General features: G+C 72.4%; 20 protein-coding genes and 1 tRNA gene. 18 read left to right on the plus strand and 3 right to left on the minus strand.

Annotation, left to right across the window (positions count from 1 at the left end):
• Window positions 1–42: 42 nt before the first annotated feature.
• From IO40_RS0100160 to IO40_RS0100175, 4 genes are all read left to right on the plus strand, one after another.
• Window positions 43–1,026, plus strand: a complete 984-nt coding sequence (locus IO40_RS0100160; protein WP_031174593.1) for a Bug family tripartite tricarboxylate transporter substrate binding protein — start codon at window positions 43–45, stop codon at window positions 1,024–1,026.
• Window positions 1,023–1,658: a tripartite tricarboxylate transporter TctB family protein gene (locus tag IO40_RS0100165; RefSeq protein WP_031174594.1), complete on the plus strand. Its 636-nt coding sequence runs from the start codon at window positions 1,023–1,025 to the stop codon at window positions 1,656–1,658. The genes IO40_RS0100160 and IO40_RS0100165 overlap by 4 nt, the downstream gene beginning before the upstream one ends.
• Window positions 1,659–1,661: 3 nt before the next feature.
• On the plus strand, window positions 1,662–3,161 hold the full coding sequence (locus tag IO40_RS0100170) for a tripartite tricarboxylate transporter permease (RefSeq protein ID WP_031174595.1): 1,500 nt from the start codon (window positions 1,662–1,664) through the stop codon (window positions 3,159–3,161).
• A gap of 277 nt (window positions 3,162–3,438) precedes the next feature.
• Window positions 3,439–4,581: a cation:proton antiporter gene (locus tag IO40_RS0100175; RefSeq protein WP_030409597.1), complete on the plus strand. Its 1,143-nt coding sequence runs from the start codon at window positions 3,439–3,441 to the stop codon at window positions 4,579–4,581.
• Window positions 4,582–4,728: 147 nt separating this feature from the next.
• Here the strand turns inward: IO40_RS0100175 and IO40_RS0100180 are convergent, their stop codons facing one another.
• Window positions 4,729–6,288, minus strand: coding sequence for a DedA family protein (locus IO40_RS0100180; RefSeq protein WP_030409598.1), 1,560 nt, complete (start codon window positions 6,286–6,288; stop codon window positions 4,729–4,731).
• A gap of 443 nt (window positions 6,289–6,731) precedes the next feature.
• On the opposite strand from IO40_RS0100180, the gene IO40_RS0100185 reads away from it, so the two are divergent.
• From IO40_RS0100185 to IO40_RS0100195, 3 genes are all read left to right on the plus strand, one after another.
• A complete protein-coding gene (locus IO40_RS0100185; protein WP_031174596.1) occupies window positions 6,732–8,438 on the plus strand; it encodes a M28 family metallopeptidase in 1,707 nt (568 codons plus the stop codon).
• 308 nt (window positions 8,439–8,746) lie between these two features.
• Window positions 8,747–9,046: a type II toxin-antitoxin system VapB family antitoxin gene (locus IO40_RS0100190; protein ID WP_016472209.1), complete on the plus strand. Its 300-nt coding sequence runs from the start codon at window positions 8,747–8,749 to the stop codon at window positions 9,044–9,046.
• A gap of 209 nt (window positions 9,047–9,255) precedes the next feature.
• On the plus strand, window positions 9,256–9,921 hold the full coding sequence (locus tag IO40_RS0100195; RefSeq protein ID WP_016472208.1) for a LytR C-terminal domain-containing protein: 666 nt from the start codon (window positions 9,256–9,258) through the stop codon (window positions 9,919–9,921).
• Between the two features lie 217 nt (window positions 9,922–10,138).
• On the opposite strand, the gene upp is transcribed toward IO40_RS0100195, so the two are convergent.
• Window positions 10,139–10,774, minus strand: a complete 636-nt coding sequence (gene upp / locus IO40_RS0100200) for a uracil phosphoribosyltransferase (RefSeq protein ID WP_016472207.1) — start codon at window positions 10,772–10,774, stop codon at window positions 10,139–10,141.
• Window positions 10,775–10,922: 148 nt separating this feature from the next.
• On the opposite strand from upp, the gene IO40_RS35400 reads away from it, so the two are divergent.
• From IO40_RS35400 to IO40_RS0100240, 9 genes are all read left to right on the plus strand, one after another.
• Window positions 10,923–11,141: a hypothetical protein gene (locus IO40_RS35400; protein WP_016472206.1), complete on the plus strand. Its 219-nt coding sequence runs from the start codon at window positions 10,923–10,925 to the stop codon at window positions 11,139–11,141.
• Window positions 11,142–11,390: 249 nt separating this feature from the next.
• Window positions 11,391–11,942, plus strand: coding sequence for a tRNA adenosine deaminase-associated protein (locus IO40_RS0100205; RefSeq protein WP_016472205.1), 552 nt, complete (start codon window positions 11,391–11,393; stop codon window positions 11,940–11,942).
• Window positions 11,943–11,976: 34 nt separating this feature from the next.
• The gene (gene tadA, locus IO40_RS32910) at window positions 11,977–12,579 is read left to right on the plus strand and encodes a tRNA adenosine(34) deaminase TadA (protein ID WP_016472204.1); all 603 of its coding nucleotides are present in this window, start codon (window positions 11,977–11,979) and stop codon (window positions 12,577–12,579) included.
• A gap of 10 nt (window positions 12,580–12,589) precedes the next feature.
• Window positions 12,590–12,676 (plus strand) — tRNA-Ser (locus IO40_RS0100215).
• A gap of 532 nt (window positions 12,677–13,208) precedes the next feature.
• Window positions 13,209–14,156, plus strand: coding sequence for an NADP-dependent oxidoreductase (locus tag IO40_RS0100220; RefSeq protein WP_016472203.1), 948 nt, complete (start codon window positions 13,209–13,211; stop codon window positions 14,154–14,156).
• Window positions 14,157–14,292: 136 nt separating this feature from the next.
• Window positions 14,293–14,457: a hypothetical protein gene (locus tag IO40_RS37865; protein ID WP_016472202.1), complete on the plus strand. Its 165-nt coding sequence runs from the start codon at window positions 14,293–14,295 to the stop codon at window positions 14,455–14,457.
• A 229-nt stretch (window positions 14,458–14,686) separates the two neighbouring features.
• On the plus strand, window positions 14,687–15,532 hold the full coding sequence (locus IO40_RS0100230; protein ID WP_016472201.1) for an RNA polymerase sigma factor SigF: 846 nt from the start codon (window positions 14,687–14,689) through the stop codon (window positions 15,530–15,532).
• Between the two features lie 197 nt (window positions 15,533–15,729).
• A complete protein-coding gene (locus IO40_RS0100235; RefSeq protein WP_016472200.1) occupies window positions 15,730–16,713 on the plus strand; it encodes an RNA polymerase sigma factor SigF in 984 nt (327 codons plus the stop codon).
• A gap of 95 nt (window positions 16,714–16,808) precedes the next feature.
• The gene (locus IO40_RS0100240) at window positions 16,809–17,708 is read left to right on the plus strand and encodes a hypothetical protein (RefSeq protein WP_225841358.1); all 900 of its coding nucleotides are present in this window, start codon (window positions 16,809–16,811) and stop codon (window positions 17,706–17,708) included.
• A 489-nt stretch (window positions 17,709–18,197) separates the two neighbouring features.
• Here the strand turns inward: IO40_RS0100240 and IO40_RS0100245 are convergent, their stop codons facing one another.
• Window positions 18,198–18,419 (minus strand): hypothetical protein, encoded by a 222-nt coding sequence (locus IO40_RS0100245; protein WP_016472198.1) that lies wholly within the window; start codon window positions 18,417–18,419, stop codon window positions 18,198–18,200.
• Window positions 18,420–18,684: 265 nt separating this feature from the next.
• Here IO40_RS0100245 and IO40_RS0100250 point away from each other — a divergent pair, with 265 nt between their 5' ends.
• Window positions 18,685–19,161: a MarR family winged helix-turn-helix transcriptional regulator gene (locus IO40_RS0100250; RefSeq protein WP_016472197.1), complete on the plus strand. Its 477-nt coding sequence runs from the start codon at window positions 18,685–18,687 to the stop codon at window positions 19,159–19,161.
• Between the two features lie 172 nt (window positions 19,162–19,333).
• A complete protein-coding gene (locus tag IO40_RS0100255) occupies window positions 19,334–21,826 on the plus strand; it encodes an MFS transporter (protein ID WP_225841357.1) in 2,493 nt (830 codons plus the stop codon).
• Window positions 21,827–21,840 lie beyond the last annotated feature (14 nt).

Raw genomic sequence — 21,840 nt, forward strand, 5'->3', positions numbered from 1 at the left:
TCCCCGCCCCCGTGCGGGCTGCCCCGGAAAGGCGGTGCCCCCGTGCGTCCCCGCGCCCTGCTCTCCCCCCTGGCGGCTGCGGCCGTCGTGCTGCTCGTCCCACCGCTGCTGACGAGCGGTACCGGTGCCGACGGCGGCACGAACATCCCCGGTCTGCGCTTCATGGTCCCCAACACCCCGGGCGGCGGGTACGACATCACCGCCCGTACCGCCGCCAAGAACGCCGAGGACGCTGGCCTCAACCACAACATCGAGGTCTTCAACCTGCCGGGCGCCGGCGGCACGGTGGGGCTCTCCCGGCTCGTCAACGAGCGGGGCAACGGCAAGCTGGCGATGTCCATGGGCCTCGGTGTGGTCGGCGCCGTCCACACCAATCACGCGCCCTCCACCCTGGCCGACGCCACCCCGCTCGCCCGTCTCACCGAGGAACCGGACATCGTCGTCGTGCCGAAGAGCTCGCCCTACAAGACGTTCGGCCAGCTGCTGGCCGCCTGGAAGAAGAACCCGCGGGCCGTGCCCGTGGGCGGCGGCTCCTCGCCGGGCGGTCCCGACCATCTGGCGCCGATGCTGATGGCGCGGGCCGCCGGCATCGACCCCCGTTCCGTCACGTACGTGCCCTTCGACGGCGGCGGTGAGCTGCTCGCCTCCGTCCTGGGCGGCAAGGTGAAGTTCGGTGTCTCGGGCCTGGGCGAGTACCGCGACCAGATCGAGTCGGGCGAACTGCGGCTGCTCGCCGTCACGGGTGCCGAACGGGTCGAGGGCTTCGACGCGCCCACCCTCAAGGAGTCCGGGCTGGACGTGGAGTTCACCAACTGGCGCGGCATGATGGCACCGCCCGGGCTGTCCGAGGCGCAGCGCGACCGGCTCATCCGCTTCCTCGCCGAACTGCGCCGCTCCCCGCAGTGGCGCACCTCGCTGCGCACCAACGGCTGGGACGACGCCTGGCTGCCCGGCGGGAAGTTCGGCCGGTTCCTCGACCGGGAGGACAACCGGGTGGACACCGTCCTCAAGGAGCTGGGCCGATGAGCACGCCGGAACCTCCCCCGCGCCCCGAGCCCTCCCCCGCGCCCCAGGGAGCCTCCTCCGCTCCCGAGGACGGCTCCCCCGCTCCCGAAGGAGCCTCCCCCGCTCCCGAGGGGGCCGCCGCGCGCCCCGCGCGGTTCCCCCGGCTGCGCGGCTCCTCCGAACTGGGCGTGTGCGCCCTGCTGCTGGCCGTCGGCGTCCTGGTGCTCACCGACGCGCTCACCATGGACACCGTCGCCTCCGTACGCGGACCGGTCGGGCCCCGTACCGTGCCCGTCGTCGTCGGTGCCGCGCTGGTCCTCGTCGCCGTACTGCTCGCCGTGGACGTCCTGCGCGGCGGACGCGGCGAAGCGGAGGGCGGCGAGGACGTCGACCTGTCCGAACCCGGCGACTGGCGCACCGTCGCGCTGCTCGCCGGTGTCTTCCTCGCCTTCGCCGCACTCGTCGGCCCGCTCGGCTTCCCCCTCGCCGGCGCGCTGCTGTTCTGGGGCTCGGCCTACGCGCTGGGCAGCCGCAGCCACGCCCTCACCCGCGACCCGCTGATCGCGGCCGGCCTCTCGGTGGCCACCTACGCCGTCTTCCACCTGCTCCTCGGCGTCCATCTGCCGGGCGGGCCGCTGATGGGGGTGCTGTGACCCATGGACTCGCTCACCTCGCTGATGAACGGCTTCGGCACCGCGCTCACCCCGCTCAACCTGCTGTGGGCCGCCTGCGGCGTCCTGCTGGGCACGGCCATCGGCGTACTGCCCGGCATCGGCCCCGCCATGGCCGTCGCCCTGCTGCTGCCCGTCACCTACGGGCTCGACCCGACAGCCGCGTTCATCATGTTCGCCGGGATCTACTACGGCGGCATGTTCGGCGGCTCCACCACCTCCATCCTGCTCAACACCCCCGGTGAGAGCGCCGCCGTGATCGCCGCCATCGAGGGCAACCCGATGGCCAAGGCCGGACGCGGCTCGCAGGCACTGGCCGCGGCGGCGGTCGGCCACTTCGCGGGCGGCATGATCGGCACGATCCTGCTGGTGGTCCTCGCCCCGACGGTGGCCCGGCTGGCGGTGGACATCGGAGCGCCCGACTACTTCGCCGTCATGGTGCTGGCCTTCATCGCCGTCACCTCCGTCCTGGGCTCCTCCCGCATCCGCGGCTTCGCCTCCCTGCTGATCGGCCTCACCCTGGGGCTGGTCGGGCTCGACCAGATGACGGGGCAACAGCGGCTGACCTTCGGCAGCCTCCAACTCTCCGACGGCATCGACGTCGTCCTCGTCGCCGTCGGCCTCTTCGCCATCGGCGAGGCCCTGTGGGTGGCCGCCCATCTGCGGCGCGGCTCCGGCACCGCGCTCCCCGTCGGCCGCCCCTGGCTCGGCCGCGACGAGTTGCGGCGCACCTGGAAGCCGTGGCTGCGCGGTCCGGTGATCGGCTTCCCGTTCGGTGCGATCCCGGCCGGCGGCGCCGAGATCCCCACCTTCCTGTCGTACATCACCGAGAAACGGCTCTCGAAGCACAAGGAGGAGTTCGGGAAGGGCGCCGTCGAGGGCGTCGCCGGCCCGGAGTCCGCCGCCTCCGCCTCCGCCGCCGGGACGCTGGTGTCGATGCTGACCCTCGGTCTGCCCACCACGGCGGTCGCCGCCGTGATGCTGGCCGCCTTCCAGCAGTACGGCATCCAGCCCGGCCCGCTGCTGTTCGAGCGCGAACCCGAGCTGGTGTGGGGCCTGATCGCCTCGCTCTTCGTGGGCATGGTGATGCTGCTCGTCCTCAACCTGCCGCTGGCGCCGGTGTGGGCGAAGCTGCTGCGCATCCCGCGGCCCTATCTGTACGCGGGCATCCTCTTCTTCGCCGCGGTCGGCGCCTACGCGGTGGGCGGCCAGGCGATCGACCTGGTGATCCTGCTGATCATCGGCCTGCTCGGACTGATGATGCGGCGCTACGGGCTGCCCGTGCTGCCCGCCGTCATCGGCGTCATCCTCGGCCCCAACGCGGAACAGCAACTGCGCCGGGCGCTCCAGATCAGTGACGGCAGCGTCACGGGGCTGGTCAACACCCCCTTCGCGGTCACCGTCTACGCGGTCATCGCCCTTCTGCTGCTGTGGCCCTGGCTCAAGCGGCTGGTGCCGAGGGGACGCACGGAACACAAGGACTGAGCCGGCCTCACCAACTGCCGCTGGGCGCGGGACCCGTCGGGGACGGGCCCGCGCCCAGCGCTGTGCGAGGCGGACACAAAAAATGATTTGGTAAAGTAACTATTGACGTTTTCTTGACGCCTTCTTTGCCTTGATCTTTTTCCGGATCCGTGCAAGAGGCCGGACGCCAGGAGGAGCCATCAGCTTGCCGACGCCCGACCACCACTGCAGCCCGCACCACACGACCACCGCACCACCGGGGGCGTGACCCATGGGCCACGCCGACACCCTGCTCGCCATGGGCGGCGCCTTCGTCGCCGCCGCCGTCCTCGCCCGCCTCGGCAACCGCATCGGACTGCCGACGATCCCCCTGTTCATCCTGGCCGGGATCCTCCTCGGCCCGCACACACCGGGCTTCGTCCTCGTCGACGACCCCCACCAGCTGGAGATGCTCTCCGCCCTCGGGCTGGTCCTGCTGCTCTTCTACCTCGGCCTCGAGTTCCACATGGACGACCTCAAGGCCGGCGGCCGGAAGATGGCCCTCGCCGGAGGGCTCTACCTCGCCCTGAACGTCGGCGCCGGACTCGGCTTCGGCTTCGCCGTCGGCTGGGGCACGTCCGAAGCCCTCGTCCTGGCCGGGGTCCTGGGCATCTCGTCCTCCGCCATCGTCACCAAGACGCTGGTCGACCTCGGACGCATCGGCAACCCCGAGACACAGCCGATCCTCGGCATCATCGTCGTCGAGGACATCTTCCTCGCCCTCTACCTCGCCGCGCTCCAGCCCGTGCTGACCGGCGCCGACAGCCTCGGCTCGGCCCTCGGCCAGATCGCCAAGGCGTTCGCCTTCCTGCTGCTGCTGGGGCTCGCCGCCCGGTTCGGCACCCGCCTGATCGGCAAACTGTTCGCCACGCGGGACAACGAACTGCTCGTCATCTCCTTCCTCGGCGCCGCCGTACTGGTCGCGGGCATCGCGGAGGAGTTCGGCGTCGCCGACGCCATCGGGGCCTTCATGGTCGGCCTCATGCTGGGCAACACCGCCTCGGGCGAGCGCATACGCGAGCTCGTCCACCCCCTGCGGGACGCGTTCGGCGCCATCTTCTTCTTCGCCTTCGGGCTGTCCATCGACCCCGGCGACCTGCCCACCGTGCTGGTGCCGGTCCTCGTCGCGGTGGCGGTGACCGTCGCCATGAACATCCTGGCGGCCATCTGCGCGGCCCGTATCTACGGCTTCGACCCGGTGCCCACCGCGAACGTGGCCACCACCCTGCTGGCGCGGGGCGAGTTCGCCCTCATCCTGGCGACGATGGCCTCCGCGGCCGGCCTCGACGACCGCCTCGCCCCCTTCATCGCGGGGTACGTCCTTCTCCTCGCCGTCCTGGCGCCCCTGGCCGCGGGCCGCACCCACCACCTGATACGCCGACAACCCGCCGTGACGGTGTAGGCGCCGGCGCACGGCTGCCCGCGCGGTACGACGAAGGGCGGCACATCGGCGCTTCCGCCGATGTGCCGCCCTTCGAACGCTCAGCTCCTCGCCCGTGTCCCCTCATCCGTGTCGACGGCTCGCCCGGACCCGGCCACCGGGGACGGACTAGCGGCGGACGGGGTACCCCTGGCCCGGGTGGTTCGGGTCCTCGCCGGACGGGCCCTGGTACGGCCGCTGGTACTGCTGGTCGTCGCCGTACGGGTCCCGCGGCACCAGCCCGGCGGCGTACGGGTCCTGGGGGGCGCCGCCGTCGTGCGGGCCCGGCTGCACGGGGGCGCCGTCGCCGTACGGGGAGCCGATCCCCTCCGCGTACGCGCCGCCGCCGTGGCCCTGGCCCTGGCCGGGCTGTCCGTATCCGCCCGGCGTCCCCTGCGGGCCGTGGCCACCGGGGGCCTGCTGCGCCCCGCCGCCGTAGCCGTACCCGCCGGACGGGGCCGGCCCGCCCGCGGCCTGCCCGCCGTCGAAGGCCCCGTACCCGGCGTGGCCGCCCGGGCCGCCGGGCGCCGCAGGACCGGTCGGTGTGCCCGGACCACCCGGGTTCCCGTATCCGCCCGAGGCGGCCGGGTTCCCGTATCCGCCCGGGCCGGCCGGGGCACCGGACGTGCCCGGGCCCGCGTGGCCGCCGTAGCCGGGAGCCGCGCCCGGACCGCCCGGGCCGGGGCCGAAGGAGCCGGGGGCGCCGTGCCCCGCCGGTGCGTGCGGGCCGCCGAAAGCGCCGGGCTCGCCGGGCACCCCCGGCTGACCGGCCGTACGGGGATCGGCCGCACCGTGGCCGGCCGGAGCGTGTCCGCCGGGCATGCCGTGGGGGCCGGACGCCGCGCCGGGAGCCGCACCGTGGCCGCCGGGTGCCGCGGGGCCGCCCGGGGCGCCGGCCGCCCCCTCGCCGCCGTGCCCGTACCCGGCGCCGCCGTGCCCCTGGGCGTAGGCGCCGTGGGGGTGCGGGGCGCCCGCCCCCTGTGCGTGCCCCTCGAACGGGGCGCCCGGGGTGCGGGGCGGGTGGGAGTCGTCCTGGGCGGGGGCCTCGTCGGCGTCGCCCTTCTTGTCGGAGCCCTTGCCGCGGGCGCGGAGGTACTCGATGACGATCGGGACGACCGACAGGGCGACGATGCCGACCAGGATCATCTCGATGTGCTCGTGGACGAAGTCCACCTGCCCCAGCGCCGCGCCGAGCAGGGTCACGCCCGCGCCCCACAGCGTGCCGCCGATGACGTTGAAGATGATGAACGACCGGTACTTCATCCCGCTGACGCCGGCGATGATCGGCGTGAACGTCCGGACGACCGGCACGAAGCGGGCCAGCACCAGCGACTTGGGGCCGTGCTTCTCGAAGAACTCGTGCGCCTTCTCGACGTTCTCCTGCTTGAACAGTCGGGAGTCGGGTCGTCGGAAGAGCGCGGGACCGACCTTCTTGCCGAACAGATAACCGGCCTGGTCGCCCAGGACGGCCGCCAGGACGATCAGCAGGCACATCAGCCACAGCGACATGTGCAGCTGGTCCGTCACAATCAGCAGCCCCGTGGTGAACAGCAGGGAGTCACCCGGCAGGAAGAAGCCGATCAGTAGCCCGGATTCCGCGAAGACGATCGCCAGGATGCCCACCGGGCCGAAGGTCTGAATCAGGAAGTCCGGATCCAGCCAGCTGGGTCCTAGTGCGAGGTTGGTCACGGAGGGCTCCTGGTCAGGGGCGCGAGTCGGGGGCACCTCCCGGCCGAAGGCGGGGGAGGGCGTGCGATCAGCCCACGAGGCTGCATCGGACGCTACACGCTACCAACGAGCCCCCGGCCACCACCGTTCCCCGAGCCCCGAACCCCCGCCGCACACGGACCGAGCCGCACGGTACGGCGGCCGGCACCGGGCCGCCGGACGGGCCGACGCGGTACCGCACACGCCCCCCGGGGTGCCGGGAGCCGCGCCGTCCGGTTCCCCCGCCGGGACCAGCCGCCGTCCGCGAACCGGTGAACCCCGCACGGCCGGGCAGCGCACAGGCGTTCCCTCCCGGCCCGGCTGCCGCTAGCTTCCCTTGCACCGAGTCCGCGCGTCCGTCATACCGGATGTGACGGACATGGAGCACCACCGGCCGAACAGCCGTTCCTGAAAGGACCACGACTGTGTCCGTACCGCTCCGTTCCTGCTCCCGGCGCCGTGCACTGCGCGGCAGACCCGGCAGGGCCGCCCTCGTGGCCCTGGCCACCGCCGCGCTCACCGCCCCGCTCGCCCTCACGGCAGGCGCCACCGCCGCCCCGGCCGCCCCCGGCCAGGGCACCGTCACCCGCACCGCCCCCACCGCGGACACCCGCGCCACCGAGGCGGCCCGTCACGGGGGCGCCGCCGAGCAGGGCGACATGCTCGCCCGGAAACTCGTCCGGCGCACCGGTGCCGACGGTGCGCACCGGCATCTGACCGCACTGTCGGCCATCGCGAAGACCGGTGACGGCCACCGGGGCGCCGGGTCGCCGGGCCACGACCGTTCGGTGGCGTACGCGGGCGGTCTGCTGAAGGCCGCCGGCTACAAGGTGTCGTACCAGAAGTTCGAGTTCACCTTCCGCGAGACCCTCGCGGAGAAGCTGACGGTGCTGGGCCCGCAGCAGCGCGATGTGCCGATCACGTTGATGACCTACACCAAGAGCACCCCGGAAGGCGGCATCGAGGCACCGCTGGCGGCCGTGCCGGTGGACGCCGACGGCTCCAGCGGCTGCGAGGCGGGCGACTACGGCGGCGGCGACTACAAGGGCCGCATCGCGCTGATCCGGCGCGGCTCGTGCTCGTTCGCGCAGAAGCAGGCGGCGGCGGCCGACGCCGGAGCGGTCGGCGCGGTGGTCTACAACAACGAGGACGGCGCCCTCAACGGCACCCTCGGCAGCCCCGACGACGCCCGTATCCCCACGGGCGGCATCACCAAGGCGGACGGCGAGGCGCTGGCCGCGCAGGCGGCCGGCGGCGGGACGACCGTCCGGCTGGAGGTCCGCGAGCGTCAGGAGCAGCGCACCACGCACAACGTGCTCGCGGAGACCCGGGGCGGCGACGCGGACCGCACGGTGATGCTCGGCGCCCATCTCGACTCGGTGCCCGAGGGTCCCGGCATCAACGACAACGGCTCGGGCTCGGCCAGCATCCTGGAGACGGCTCTCCAGCTGGCGAAGGCCGACCACAAGGGCAGGCACGCCAACAAGGTGCGGTTCGCCCTGTGGAGCGCGGAGGAGCTGGGCCTGCTGGGCGCCGAGCACTATGTGACGCAGCTGCCCGCGGCCGAGCGGAAGAAGATCGCGCTCTATCTGAACTTCGACATGATCGCCAGCCCCAACTACGGGATCTTCGCCTACGACGGTGACGACTCCGACCGCACGGGGGCCGGGCCGGGCCCGGAGGGTTCGGCGGCGCTGGAGAAGGACCTGGTGGACTTCCTCGCCACGCGCGGCATGCCCGCGCGCGGTACCGACTTCGACGGCCGCTCCGACTACGGTCCCTTCATCGAGGCCGGGATTCCGGCGGGCGGTACGTTCACCGGCGCCGAGAAGATCAAGACGGCCGAGCAGCAGAAGCTGTGGGGCGGCACGGCGGGAGAGGCGTACGACGGCTGCTACCACCAGGCGTGCGACACGCTCGAGAACATCGACATGCGGGCGTTCGACGCGAACGTCAAGGCCATCGCGAACGCGGTGGGCCACTACGCGTGGGACGTCAGCGGTGTGACCGCCCGGGGAGCGGGCGGCGGCAAGAAGGGCGGCATGAACGCGGGCAAGACCGGTGGCGCCGCGGTCGCGGACGGCGAGGAGCCCGCGTACGGCCCGTACAAGGGAGCGCGCCTGGTCCGGTGACCACCCCCTCGCACGTCCGTGCGCGCTCACCCCGCCAGGTTGTCCACAGGGTGTGGACAACCTGGCGGGCGCGGGCAGCGGTGAGGGGTCACCACGGGCGGGGAAACGGACGGATCTCCTCCTCGCCCCCCGGTCAGGGCGGGGTATGCCAGTGACCCATGCCGGACCGCCCCGGTGTCCGATGCGCCGACACTTGCGCGACCCCGTCGTTTTCTGCCCGCTTTCCGACCGCTTCATCAGCCGTTCGTCCGGATTGCACCGTCGTCATGAGGCTGCGCCCGGTACCGGTGGCCCGGTAGGCTTTCCGTGTGATCTTCAAGCGAATCGGAAACGGGCGGCCGTACCCCGACCACGGCCGGGAGAGCACCCGTCAGTGGGCGGATGTGGCCCCGCGACCGGTGCGTCTTGACCAGCTCGTCACCACCAAGGGACAACTCGACCTGGAGACCCTGCTCGCCGAGGACTCGACGTTCTACGGCGACCTGTTCGCCCACGTCGTGAAGTGGCAGGGCGACCTGTATCTGGAGGACGGTCTGCACCGCGCGGTCCGTGCCGCCCTCCAGCAGCGCCAGGTGCTGCACGCGCGCGTACTCGAACTCGACGACTGACGCGCCAGCCGACGCCCTCGTGCGGCCGGCCGGCGCACGACCGGCCGACCGCACGGGAGCACGACCGCACGAGGGCACGATCGCACCCCTGCGACCGCCGTACGGCTGTGCGCACGGCAAAGGCGCCCGATCCTCCGATCGGGTACGCATACTGACGAGCCGCTGATCATCTGGTAGGCAGTACGGCCTCCGGCCACTACCCTGCGTACATGAGCATGCTCACTCCTCCCGGGCTGGGCGGGAAGTACCGCATCAAGGGCAGCCGGTATCCGCGGATGCGCCGGCCGCGGCGGCGGGGCAGGCTCATCGCCACCACCGGCCTCGGCGTCCTGACCTGCGCCGTACTCGGGTGGGGCACGCTCCAGCTCGTCGACATCTACTCCGGTGCGGACGAGCCCCCGGCCGACGGCGCACACGCCCGGCCCGCCGACTGCGCCTCCCCGGCCGCCGCCGGCCCCCGGGCCCGCGCGGGCCACGCCTCGCTCCCGGCCCCCGGCACCATCACCGTCAACGTCCTCAACGCCACGTCCCGCACCGGCCTGGCCAAGGACACCGCCGACGCGCTGGAAAAGCGCGGTTTCCGCATCGGCGAGGTGGCCAACGCCCCCGCCCCGCTCGACGGCAAGGTGAAGGGGAACGGGCTGGTCATCGGCGGGCCCGGCACCGCCACCGCCTCCCGGCTCTCCGTCCTGGCCGCCCAGCTCGACGGCGCCCGCATCCGGCACGACGCACACCGGGACGGCAAGGACCTCGATCTCGTCCTCGGCAAGAGCTTCACGAAGCTGACGGGGAAGAAGGCGGCCGAGGCAGCCCTCACCAAGCTGTCGGGCCCCCGCTCGGCGTCCTCCCACGAAAAAGCCGGCACCACCTGCTGACGCCCCACCGGCGCACTGAAGGCGCCCCGCACCGGCAGCGTGCGGCCTTTGGACGGAAGCCGGAACCACACAGCGCCGTCAGACGACAGCCGACACACGCGCGGCCGTACGAGAGCCGACGCCGGCGCGCACGGCCGCAACGCGCACCAGGGGCACACACGCCACCGGCCGGGCGGCAGTCGCCGCCCGGCCGGGAAGAACAAGGGTGGGTGCGGGTTCAGCCCGCGGTGCCGTACATCCGGTCACCGGCGTCGCCGAGGCCCGGGACGATGAAGCCCTGCTCGTCGAGGCGCTCGTCGACCGAGGCGGTCACCACCGTCACCGGCGTACCGGCCAGCTCGCGCTCCATGACGGCCACGCCCTCGGGCGCCGCCAGCAGGCACAGGGCGGTCACGTCGTCGGCGCCGCGCCGGATCAGCTCCTTGATCGCGGCGACCAGCGTGCCGCCCGTGGCCAGCATCGGGTCCAGCACGTAGACCTGGCGGCCGGACAGGTCGTCGGGCATGCGGTTCGCGTACGTCGAGGCCTGGAGCGTCTCCTCGTCGCGGATCATGCCGAGGAAGCCCACCTCGGCCGTCGGCAGCAGCCGGACCATGCCCTCCAGCATGCCGAGCCCCGCACGGATGATGGGCACCACCAGCGGGCGGGGGCGCGAGAGCTGCACGCCCGTGGTCCGGGTGACCGGCGTGGTGATCCCGACCTCCTCCACGCGCACGTCGCGGGTGGCCTCGTACGCGAGGAGCGTCACCAGCTCGTCCGCCAGCCGGCGGAAGGTGGGCGAGTCGGTGCGCGCGTCGCGCAGAGTGGTGAGCTTGTGCGCGACCAAGGGGTGGTCGACGACGTGGATCCGCATGCTTCGACAGTATCCGAGCCGCGCGCGGGGGCTTCCCTCCGGTCCCGGTACGACCGTCTTCTCCCGTCACGTCCCGGCAACTGCCCGTGACACTGGCGTACGCCCGCCGCACCGGGGGAAGGTGGGCAGGTACACCGGAGGTGTGCGTATGACACAGGCACGAGAGCCCCGTCCACCGGCCGGGGAGCAGGACCGTCCCAGTGACCGTCCCACCCGTTCCACCGACGCGGAACGGCTGCGCGCCCGCGCCCGTTTTCTCCGAGAGCTGAACGAGGCCAGAGAGTTGCGCGAGCGCGTCCACCCGCGCCGCTCCCGCGCGGCCCGCAGGCGCCGCCAGGCGCTGCGGATGCGTACGTTCCGCTGGTGAGCGGCGGCGGACCCGGCAGTCGGGCAGCCGCAGGGCGGGCACCGTGCGGACAGCGCTGCGTGGCGAGCCGTCACGGTGCGTCGACCCAGGCGGGGCGCGGGTGAACGATCGGGCAACACTCGGGCAAACAGCGCGACGACGCACTGCCGAAGACCCTTCGCACGGCGCGGGTTTCTGCCACGATTCACGATGGGGCGGGGCACGTCCTCGTCAGCATCGGGCACATCTTGGATCAGTGGGAGAGTCACGGTGTATTTCGCCGCGCTGCTCGCGCGCACCGAAGACGGGTGGGAAGCGAGCGACACAGAGCTGGACGATGTGGAGACCCTGGCCGACCTGGCCGACCTGGCCCGGGAGGCCACGGCGGACGACGAGACGGTGCTGGTCTGCATCGAGCAGGAGGGGGAGTGGTTCGGCGTCGTCCGCGTGGACGGAGAGGACGACCCCCGCGTCTTCGTCTCCGACGCCGCGGCGGCGATGCGCAGCTCGTACGGCGAGATACTGCTCTCGGACGAGCTGCTGGGCCGCCAGCCGGAAGATCCCTCCGCCCTCGACCAACTCGTCGACCTCGACGGTACGGAGGAAGGCGAGCCGGAGGGCGCCGAGAACGACGACGAGGAGGCCGAACGCGCCGCGGTCGCCGAGGCGGAGGCCGCACCGGCCGGGCCGCTGGGCGACTCCGGACTGCTGACCGACCTCGGTATGGACGACAAGGCGCTGCTCACGCTCGCGCCCGAGGACGCCCTCGCCGAGATCGCCGACGCACTCGGCTGCACGGATGTCCTGGAGTCCGTGCGCTGAGACCGGTGCGGGTGCCAGGCGCGACACTGTCCCCATGACCCCCGCGCACGACGATCGGCCGACCGCCGCGTCCCCCTCACCCGCCCCCGGGACCCCCTCCGCGGTGGGCCCCGCGGGCGATCCCGTCCGCGACCCCTGGCACCGGCCCATGCGGCTGGCGCTCACGGAGGCCGCACGGGCGCCCGGAACGGGGGACGTGCCGGTCGGCGCCGTCGTTCTCGGGCCCGACGGGGAGGTCCTGGGCCGGGGCCACAACGCCCGTGAGGCGGACGGTGATCCGACCGCGCACGCGGAGGTCCTGGCCCTGCGCGAGGCCGCCCGCGCCCGCGGCGACAACTGGCGCCTCACCGGCTGCACCCTCGTCGTCACACTGGAGCCGTGCACCATGTGCGCCGGCGCGGCGGTGCTCTCCCGCGTCTCCCGTGTCGTCTACGGGGCGCGCGACGCGAAGGCCGGCGCCGCCGGCTCGGTGTGGGACGCCCTGCGCGACCGGCGCCTCAACCACCGCCCGGAAGTGATCAACGGAGTACTGGCCGAGGAGTGCGCCGCCCTCCTCACCACCTTCTTCCGCGCCCCCCACGCCCCGTCCCCGTCCGGCCCCCCTGTCGATTTCGACGGCGGGCCCTCGGTGGGCTAGAGTTCCTCTCGGTAGCGTGTCCGAGCGGCCGAAGGAGCTCGCCTCGAAAGCGAGTGAGGGGGCAACTCCTCCGTGGGTTCAAATCCCACCGCTACCGCTTCACACGACGAAGGGCCGGACCCCGCGGGGTCCGGCCCTTCGTCGTGTCCCCCTCCCCGCCCGCCGGGCCGGTACGACTGTCAACCGGCGGGCGCGGGCGCTATGTTGGGGGTGTCTCCCTCTCTGTCGGGGGCCGGGATCGCCCCGTGCCGAAAGGGCTCCGGGCGGGTCCGGTGAAGGAGGAGGAGATGCGGATGGCCGACGGAGTCGGAAGCGGGCGGCGCGTGGCGGACCGGGAAGCCGTTCCTTTGCGCCGGAGCGCATTGGGCGGTGTCCGTGGAATTGTCCCGTCGCGGTTCGTGACCACCGGTTAGGAGTCCTGCGCACAGTACGGCCGCCCCCGTCGTTCCCCGGGCGCCCGGGGCGGCACGCGCGCTCCCGTGCCGGGCGGAGCCACCCTCCGCGCAGGGGCGCACACCCTTCGTCGTCGGCCTGTCGCCGGTCCGTCGCCGGTCTGCGAGGGGCCGTGGGCTGTCGTACGTTGAGAGGGCGACCGCTGGTCCCAGGGGGGAGCAGGGAGGCGCGGGCGGATGCGAGCTGTCGGTGTGCGCGAGCGGAACGGGCGGCCCGAGGTTCTGCAGGCGCGGCGGCCCGAGCCGGGCGAGGGCGAAGTTCTGGTGCGGGTGGTGGCGGCGGGCCTCAACCCGCTCGACTGGAAGATCGCGGACGGCATGCTGGAGGACTTCGTGCCGTACGACTTCCCGCTGGTGATGGGCGTGGACTTCGCCGGCGTCGTGGAGGGCAACGGCCCGGAGGCCCGCCGGTTCGCGGAGGGCGAGCAGGTGTACGGGCACGTGGTGAGCGAGCCGGTGGGCCGTGGCACGTACGCCGAATACGTCGTGGTCAACGAGGCGGGCAGCATCGCGCCGGCGCCGCTGACGCTGCGGCTGACGGCGGCGGCGGGGGCGCCGACCGCCGGGATGACGGCCCTGGGGATCATGGAAGCCGCGGCGCTGCGGTCGTACGGCAGCCTGCTGATCATCGGAGCGGCGGGCGGTGTGGGCACGTTCCTGACGCAGCTCGCCGCCGCCGACGGGCTGTGGGTGCTGGCGGCCACGCACGGGCACGACAGCGCGCGGATGGCGGGCTTCGGCGCGTCCCGCACGGTGGACGTACGGGAGCAGTCGCTCGCGGACGCGGTGCGCGAGGAGTACCCGCACGGGGTGGACGCGCTGGTGGACCTCGTCTCGACCGAGCGGGCCGACTTCGCGGCGCACGCGGCGCTGGTGCGGGACGGCGGGGTGGCCGTCTCCACGCTGGACGCGGCGTCCGTCGACGCGCTGTACGGGCGGGGCATCGAGGGCATCAACTACCACATCGACCCGTCCGCCGAGTTGCTCGACCGGCTCGGCTCCGAGATCGACAGCGGGCGGCTGGCGGTGCCCATCGAGGCCGAGGTGCCGCTGGACGAGGCCCCGGGTGCGGTGGCCCGCAGCCGGGCGGGCGGTGCCCGCGGGAAGACGATCCTGCTGCCCTGACCGCCCCCGACCGCCCTGGTGGCCCCCGACCGCCCCGGCCGCCCCATGAGGGCTCCCTCTTCCCGCTACACTCTCAGCGCCGCACAGGTGTACGGGGCGGCCGGTTGCCGGGCACCCCGGGGGGAGGGACAGCGCGATGGCGCAGGCGAAGAAGCTCGTGGGCTACATCCTGGTCGTCTTCGTGCTGTACACGATCATCACGTCGCCCGAACGCGCCGCGGATCTGGTCCAAGTAGGTTTCGAAGGCATCTCCAGTGCGGCGCAGGGTGTCGGCCGCTTCATGACCTCGCTCGTGAACTGAGGGCCCGCTCAGCCCGTTGTGAATCCCTTTCCACCAGCGGTTTTCGGCTGCCCTGGAGCAGCAACACGGAGTGGTCCGGTGCTTGCGCACGGTGCACATGTCTTGTGATGCTATGACCGCTTTTTGGCGGAAGAATCGCGAATAGCCACGACGAGCGACCGATCCGAGCACCGATCCGAGCACGATCAGGACAGTTCCGCACCGTGAACCGTGAAGGGGTGGTGGCTGAGTGGACGGGACCCGTACCCCCACCCAGACTGCCTCCGGCGACGCCGAAGCGCCGTCCTCCCCCGCCGAGGCGCAGAGGGAACGTGCCGCGCGGACCCGGGCGCTGACGCAGTCGCTCTTCGAACAGCTGGCCAGGCACGAGCCCGGCTCGCCCGAACACGAACGCATCCGCGCGGCCCTCATCGAGGCCAACCTCCCCCTGGTGCGCTACGTCGCCGCCCGCTTCCGCAGCCGCAACGAGCCGATGGAGGACGTCGTCCAGGTCGGCACCATCGGACTGATCAACGCGATCGACCGGTTCGACGCCCAGCGCGGCGTGCAGTTCCCCACCTTCGCGATGCCGACCATCGTCGGCGAGATCCGCCGCTACTTCCGCGACAACGTCCGCACCGTGCACGTACCGCGCCGGCTGCACGAGATGTGGGTGCAGGTCAGCGGTGCCACCGAGGACCTGACGACCCTGCACGGGCGCTCCCCCACCACGGCCGAGATCGCCGAGCGGCTGAAGATCTCCGAGGACGAGGTGCTGGCCTGCATCGAGGCGGGGCGCGCCTACCGCGCCACGTCCCTGGAGGCCGCACAGGAGCGCGAGGACGGCATGCCGGGGCTGCTGGACCGGCTCGGCTACGAGGACCCCGAGCTGGACGGCGTCGAGCACCGGGACCTGGTCCGCCACCTGCTGGTGCAACTCCCCGAGCGTGAGCAGCGGATCCTGCTGCTGCGGTACTACCGGAACCTGACGCAGTCGCAGATCAGCGCCGAGTTGGGCGTCTCGCAGATGCACGTCTCGCGGCTGCTCTCCCGCAGCTTCGCCCGACTGCGGGCCGCAAATCGAATCGACGCGTAACCTCTTCGAGCGACCCAACTTCCGCCCCACTGCTCCCAGCTGTGCAGTTTTATCGACATGAGGCTACGTCGCGTTGCCTACTTGTGACATTCTGCAAGAGCTGCGTTTGCCGCGGCGGCGCGCCCGGTATGGAGGGGGAGGTGCTTCCCTCAGCCGAGGGCGCCGCAGCGACCCGTCCGCGACCTCAAGGGGGTGGCATGTCCGTAGAACTGGGCAGCTCCAAGGTGCTCACCGAGAACACGTCCCCGGCCCCGGGGGCACCCGACGGGCCGGCGGGGCCCGGCAGCCTGTCCCACACCCTCGACGGCGCACCCGTCGAGCCCGGCGCCGAGCTGCCGGGCGAGGCACCGGCGGAGCTGGCCGGCGTCGCGGCGGTGGCCGACAGCGAGGCCCTGGACACCCGCACCCTCTCCCGTTCGCTCTTCCTGCGGCTGGCCGCGCTGGACAAGGCGGCGGCCGAGTCCCCCGGCCGGGACGTGACGGCCGAGCGGATGTACGTGCGGGACACACTCATCGAACTCAACCTGCCGCTGGTCCGGTACGCGGCGGCCCGCTTCCGCAGCCGCAACGAGCCGATGGAGGACATCGTCCAGGTCGGCACCATCGGGCTGATCAAGGCGATCGACCGCTTCGACTGCGAACGCGGCGTGGAGTTCCCCACGTTCGCGATGCCGACCGTCGTCGGGGAAATCAAGCGCTTCTTCCGCGACACGTCCTGGTCCGTGCGGGTGCCCCGCAGGCTCCAGGAGCTGCGGCTGGCCCTGACGAAGGCGAGCGACGAGCTGTCGCAGACCCTGGACCGCTCCCCCACCGTCACCGAACTCGCCACCTGCCTGGGCGTCTCGGAGGAGGACGTGGTCGACGGGCTGGCCGTCGGCAACGCCTACACCGCCTCCTCGCTCGACTCCCCCGCGCTGGAGGAGGACGGCGGCGAGGGCTCCCTCGCCGACCGGCTCGGGTACGAGGACAGCGCACTGGAGGGCGTCGAGTACCGCGAGTCCCTCAAGCCGCTGCTGGCCAAACTGCCGCCGCGCGAGCGTCAGATCATCATGCTGCGCTTCTTCGCGAACATGACGCAGTCCCAGATCGGCGAGGAGGTCGGCATCTCCCAGATGCACGTCTCCCGGCTGCTGACGCGCACGCTCGCACAGCTGCGCGAGGGACTGATCGCGGAGGACTGACCATCATCACGACCGGGGGAACGCGTGCAGCGGGGGACACCGAGACAGACGGACAGAGGCTTCACAACTGACGAGGCGTCAGCAACACTGGCGCCATGCGAAGGCAGGGGAGCCAGGGCAGCCGGCAGAAGAACCGGAGTGGCCGCGCACACCACGAGCGGCGGCACAGCGGTACGAGGAACGGCGCGAGGAGCCGTCGGGGCGGTCGAATAGCCGCCTCGGCGGCTCTCGTCTGTATCGGGGTCCCGCTCCTGGGCGGGTGCGGCTCGGGCGACGACGAGGGGTATGTGGCGGTCGGCGCGGGAGGCCGGTCGGACGACGCCGGCACCGTACGCCCCGACGACAAGGTGCGGATGGTGCCGCTTCCCGACGGCAAGGACCACCGCGCCGGGAAGAACGGCGACGACGGCCGCACGGCGGACGGGGACCGCACCGAAGCGGCGGACGGCGACAGCCGGACGGAACGGAAGACGGGCACGAGCGGCAGCGGATCCAGCGGCAGCGCCAGGGGCGGCAGCGGCTCCGGCGGCGCGGGAGCCGGCGGACCGTCCTCCACGACCGGCCCCGGCGACGGTTCCGGCGGCGCGGGCGGCTCCACGGGCACGGGCGACGGCAGCGGGGGCAGCGGTGGCGGCAGCGCCCCGGACGACGGCTCCCCCAGCCCCTCGCCGGGGACCCCGCAGGGCCCGGCCGTACTGGAGGCGAGCGAGCCGGAACGGGCGAAGGGCGAGCACCGCTGGTGCGAGAAGGTGACCGTCCGCTTCTCCAACACGGGCGGCAGTCCGGTCACCAAGGGCAAGATCACCTTCGGTACGCACATCATCGGGGGCCTGGGCGTCGACTGGGACACCCGGGAGACCACCCGCGCCCTCCCCGTACCGATCGGCCCCGGGGAGAAGAAGGAGAAGACCTGGACGGTGTGCGTGGACGCCTGGCGGGTCCCGCTGGGCATGCACATCGAGACCCGCGACGTGAAGCTCACCGGCTGGCGCTGAGCCCCTGCCGGGGCGGCGTCGGGCGGCCTTGAGAAGGCCGGGCGGCCTTGAAGAGGCAGGCCGGGCGGTCCCGGAGGCGCCGGGCGGTCACCAATGGCGCCTCGGCGGCCCCCAAGGCACCGGGCCGGTCCCGAAGGAGCCGGGCCGCCGCGTGGGGCCGCCCTCGTGCGCGCGCCCAGAACACCGGTCAGCCCCGAGCCCCGGGACCACCAGGGCCGCCGGGGCCGCCCAGACCCCCGCGAGCCCATCAGGCCGCCCGCACCCGCACAAGGACAACGACAACGGCAAGGGCAACGACAAGGGCAAGGGCCAAGCACCCCCGCAAAAAACAACGGGCACCCCTCGAAATCGACGGGTGCCCGGCGGAATACGACGGGTTCTCCAGTTGTTGCTGACGAGCGCCGCACCGTCCGCTTCCCGTTTCCCGGGGAGCCGTCGGCCGCGACGGGTGCCGGACCGGACGGTGCTCGCCCCGGACCGGCGGGTCCGTCAGGAGAAGGCCAGCCAGGCCACGCCCGCCAGGACCAGGACGGCGACGACGACGCCGACGATCACGCCGATGCGCGGTCCGGCCGGAGCCGGAGCGGGCTGGCGCCTGCCCTGCTGAGGGGCGCCTTCGTGGACGAAGGCGCGGAACATCTGGGTGCTGCCTGCCGGGTCGGGGTGGCCCTGGGCGTCGGGGCCCTGCGGCATGTGCGGATTGTGAGCCATGCCCCAGGACCCTAGCGAACCCTCCCTCGGATGGCACAGTCCGGACGGGGCGGGGGATGTGCGGTCCCTCACATCGGGGACGGGCACCGGGTGTGACCCGGGGTACCCCCTCTCACCTGGGGGTTTCCGGGCGGGCTTGACCGGGGCTTGAGGCCGGGCACACGGAGACTTTATTGAGTGTTTGCCTCGGTTGCCCGGAATCAACTTGCCTACAGCAACCAACCAATCGTATGGTTGCCTTAAGCAACAAGTTCATGGGGTGCAGATGGCCGAACGCAGTCAGTACGAGGAGCTGGCCCGGCAGATCAGCGCCATAGGCGCCGTCAAACGAGAGATGGCGCGCGGTCTCCCCCCGGAGTGCCCGCCCGCGTCGGCGGCCGTACTGATGCTGTTGCAGAAGCACGGGGAGATGCGCACCAGCCAGCTGGCCGAGCTGATGGCGATCGACATGTCGGTGACCAGCCGGCACGTCGCGCACGTCGCCGACCGCGGCTGGATCGAGCGCCACCCTGACCCGCAGGACGGCCGCTCCCGGCTGCTGAGGATCAGCGAGCGCGGCGAACGGTTCCTCACGGAACTGTCCACTCACACGACCGAGGCGCTCGCCGCCCACCTGGGTGACTGGAGCGACGAGGACGTCGCCCAGCTCAACACCCTGCTCCACCGGCTCCGTACGAGCTTCGGGGACTGCCGCGCCCGCGGCGGGCTACCCCACGAGACGAAAACGACCGCAACACACTGAGTGAGAAGGACGCCGAATGGCAACAACCCGACCCCAGCCGCCGGTTGGGGGGCCCCGCGACGCCGTGCAAGGGGCCGGCAGCGGGGCCCGACACGCGGCTCACGGACACGCCGCCCACACCCCGGCAAAGGGTGCGGGTGCCGCCGCCGCACCGGCATCCGGCGGCACGACGATGTCCCACCGGCAGATCATGGAGGCGCTCTCCGGGCTGCTGCTCGGTATGTTCGTCGCGATTCTGTCGTCGACGATCGTCTCCACGGCACTGCCCAAGATCATTTCTGATCTGAACGGCAGCCAGAGCTCCTACACCTGGGTGGTGACCGCATCGCTGCTGGCGATGACCGCGTCCACCCCGCTGTGGGGCAAGATGGCCGACCTCACCAGCAAGAAGATGCTGGTGCAGATCTCGTTGGTCCTGTTCGTCCTGGCCTCGGCGGGAGCCGGTCTCTCGCAGAACCCGTCGATGCTGATCACCTTCCGGGTGTTCCAGGGCATAGGCATGGGCGGTCTGTCCGCCCTGGCCCAGATCATCATGGCCGCGATGATCTCCCCGCGTGAGCGTGGACGGTACAGCGGCTACCTCGGCGCCACGTTCGCCATCGCCACCGTCGGCGGCCCGCTGCTCGGCGGCGTCATCACCGACACCAGCTGGCTCGGCTGGCGCTGGTGCTTCTACGTCGGCGTTCCCTTCGCCGTCATCGCACTGATCGTCCTGCAGAAGACCCTGCACCTGCCCGTCGTCAAGCGGCCGGACGTCAAGGTCGACTGGCTGGGCGCGTTCCTGATCGCCGCCGCCGCCTGCACGCTGCTGCTGTGGGTGACCTTCGCCGGCGACAAGTACGACTGGCTGTCCTGGCAGACCGGTGCCATGGTCGGCGGTGCCATCGTGCTGGCGCTGCTGTTCATCCTCGTCGAGTCGAAGGCCAAGGAGCCGATCATTCCGCTGCGGCTGTTCCGCAACGGCACGATCTCGCTGGCCGCCGTAGCCTCGCTGTTCGTCGGTATCGCGATGTTCGGCGCGACGGTCTTCCTGAGCCAGTACTTCCAGCTGGCGCGCGGCAAGTCGCCGACGATGGCCGGTGTCATGACGATCCCGATGATCGCCGGGCTGTTCGTCTCCACCACCGTCTCCGGCCAGGTCATCAGCCGGACCGGCAAGTGGAAGCGGTTCCTGATCGCCGGTGGTGTGCTGATGACCGCGGGCATGGGCCTGCTGGGCACCATGCGCTACGACACCGAGTACTGGCACCTGGCCATCTTCATGGCGCTGCTCGGCCTGGGCGTCGGCATGATGATGCAGAACCTGGTCCTCGCCACGCAGAACCAGGTCGCCGCCAACGACCTCGGGTCCGCGAGCTCCACCGTCAACTTCTTCCGCTCCCTGGGCGGTGCGGTCGGTGTCTCGGCGCTCGGCGCCGTGCTCTCCAACCGGATCACCCACTACATGGAGGACGGCTTCGCCAAGCTCGGCATCAACCCGGGCGGCGGCGCCACCGGTGGCGGCGGCAGCGCCCTGCCGGACCTGGACAAGCTGCCCGGGCCGGTGCGCACCGTCGTGGAGAGCGCCTACGGACACGGCATCGGCGACATCTACCTGTACGCCGCGCCGGTCGCCCTGCTCGCCCTCATCTGCGTGCTGTTCATCCGTGAGGTCCCGCTGCGGACCACCAACGCGAACGAGGCGCAGGAAGCCGCCGACACCGCGGCACCGGCCGCGGTCGCCGCGGGGGCGGCAGCAGCCACGGCCGAGCAGCCGGCGGTTGGCCGACAGGCCGCCCAGGGCGGCCCGACCCAGCCTGCCCAGCAGGTGCAGGACGCACAACCGGGGGGCGACACTCAGCAGTTGAGGGAGTACGCAGCCATGGCCACAGCCCAGTCCCCGGCACCGATGCCGACCAGCGACTACGGGGTGTACGGCACCGTCCGCAACGCCGACGGCGTCGGCGTCGCCCGCGCCGCCGTCACGCTGATCTCGCTCAGCGGGCGCCAGCTCGGCCGGTCCGTCGCCCACAGCGACGGCTCCTACGGGCTGGACGCGCCCGGGCCGGGCTCCTACGTCCTGATCGCCGCCGCCGACGGCCACCAGCCGCAGGCGTCCACGATCGTGATCGGCGAGGGTCCCCTCAGCCACGACCTGCTGCTGTCGGGCACCAGCGGCCTGGCGGGTCAGGTCCGCGGGCGGGCCGACGGCGCGCCGGTGAGCGGCGCCATGGTCGTCGTCACCGACGTGCGCGGCGAGGTGCTCGCCACCGGGGTCACCGGCGAGACCGGCGAGTTCCGGTTCGACGAGCTGGTCACCGGCACCTTCACGGTCGCCGTCAACGCCACCGGCTACCGGCCCACCGCCCTGCCCGTCGAGGTACAGGGCCAGGGCGTGACCCGGCTGGACGTCGACCTGGCCGCCGGCGCCCGGGTGACCGGCACCGTGCGCGCGGGAGCCGCCCGTACGCCGCTGCCGGACGCGCGGGTCACGCTCGTGGACGCCGCCGGCAACGTCATCGCCACGTCCACCACCGGTGAGGACGGCGCCTACGCCTTCACCGACCTGGACGCCGGCGACTACTCGGTCATCGCCAGCGGCTACCCGCCCCAGGCGAACGCGCTGCACGTGACCGGGCCCGGAGTGGACGCGTACGACATCGAACTGCACCACCCGGACGAATGACCCCCCGCCCGGAC

Source organism: Streptomyces albus subsp. albus, from assembly GCF_000725885.1.
GTDB lineage: Bacteria > Actinomycetota > Actinomycetes > Streptomycetales > Streptomycetaceae > Streptomyces > Streptomyces albus.

Bases quoted from the DNA above. Each gene is read 5' to 3' on its own strand.
- IO40_RS0100170 (WP_031174595.1), top strand. From the start codon at position 1,662: ATGGACTCGCTCACCTCGCTGATGAACGGCTTCGGCACCGCGCTCACC.
- IO40_RS0100165 (WP_031174594.1), top strand. From the start codon at position 1,023: ATGAGCACGCCGGAACCTCCCCCGCGCCCCGAGCCCTCCCCCGCGCCC.
- tadA (WP_016472204.1), top strand. From the start codon at position 11,977: ATGACCCCCGCGCACGACGATCGGCCGACCGCCGCGTCCCCCTCACCC.
- upp (WP_016472207.1), bottom strand. From the start codon at position 10,774: ATGCGGATCCACGTCGTCGACCACCCCTTGGTCGCGCACAAGCTCACC.
- IO40_RS0100250 (WP_016472197.1), top strand. From the start codon at position 18,685: ATGGCCGAACGCAGTCAGTACGAGGAGCTGGCCCGGCAGATCAGCGCC.
- IO40_RS0100245 (WP_016472198.1), bottom strand. From the start codon at position 18,419: ATGGCTCACAATCCGCACATGCCGCAGGGCCCCGACGCCCAGGGCCAC.
- IO40_RS0100235 (WP_016472200.1), top strand. From the start codon at position 15,730: ATGTCCGTAGAACTGGGCAGCTCCAAGGTGCTCACCGAGAACACGTCC.
- IO40_RS0100175 (WP_030409597.1), top strand. From the start codon at position 3,439: ATGGGCGGCGCCTTCGTCGCCGCCGCCGTCCTCGCCCGCCTCGGCAAC.
- IO40_RS0100255 (WP_225841357.1), top strand. From the start codon at position 19,334: ATGTCCCACCGGCAGATCATGGAGGCGCTCTCCGGGCTGCTGCTCGGT.
- IO40_RS0100220 (WP_016472203.1), top strand. From the start codon at position 13,209: ATGCGAGCTGTCGGTGTGCGCGAGCGGAACGGGCGGCCCGAGGTTCTG.
- IO40_RS37865 (WP_016472202.1), top strand. From the start codon at position 14,293: ATGGCGCAGGCGAAGAAGCTCGTGGGCTACATCCTGGTCGTCTTCGTG.
- IO40_RS0100195 (WP_016472208.1), top strand. From the start codon at position 9,256: ATGAGCATGCTCACTCCTCCCGGGCTGGGCGGGAAGTACCGCATCAAG.
- IO40_RS35400 (WP_016472206.1), top strand. From the start codon at position 10,923: ATGACACAGGCACGAGAGCCCCGTCCACCGGCCGGGGAGCAGGACCGT.
- IO40_RS0100240 (WP_225841358.1), top strand. From the start codon at position 16,809: ATGCGAAGGCAGGGGAGCCAGGGCAGCCGGCAGAAGAACCGGAGTGGC.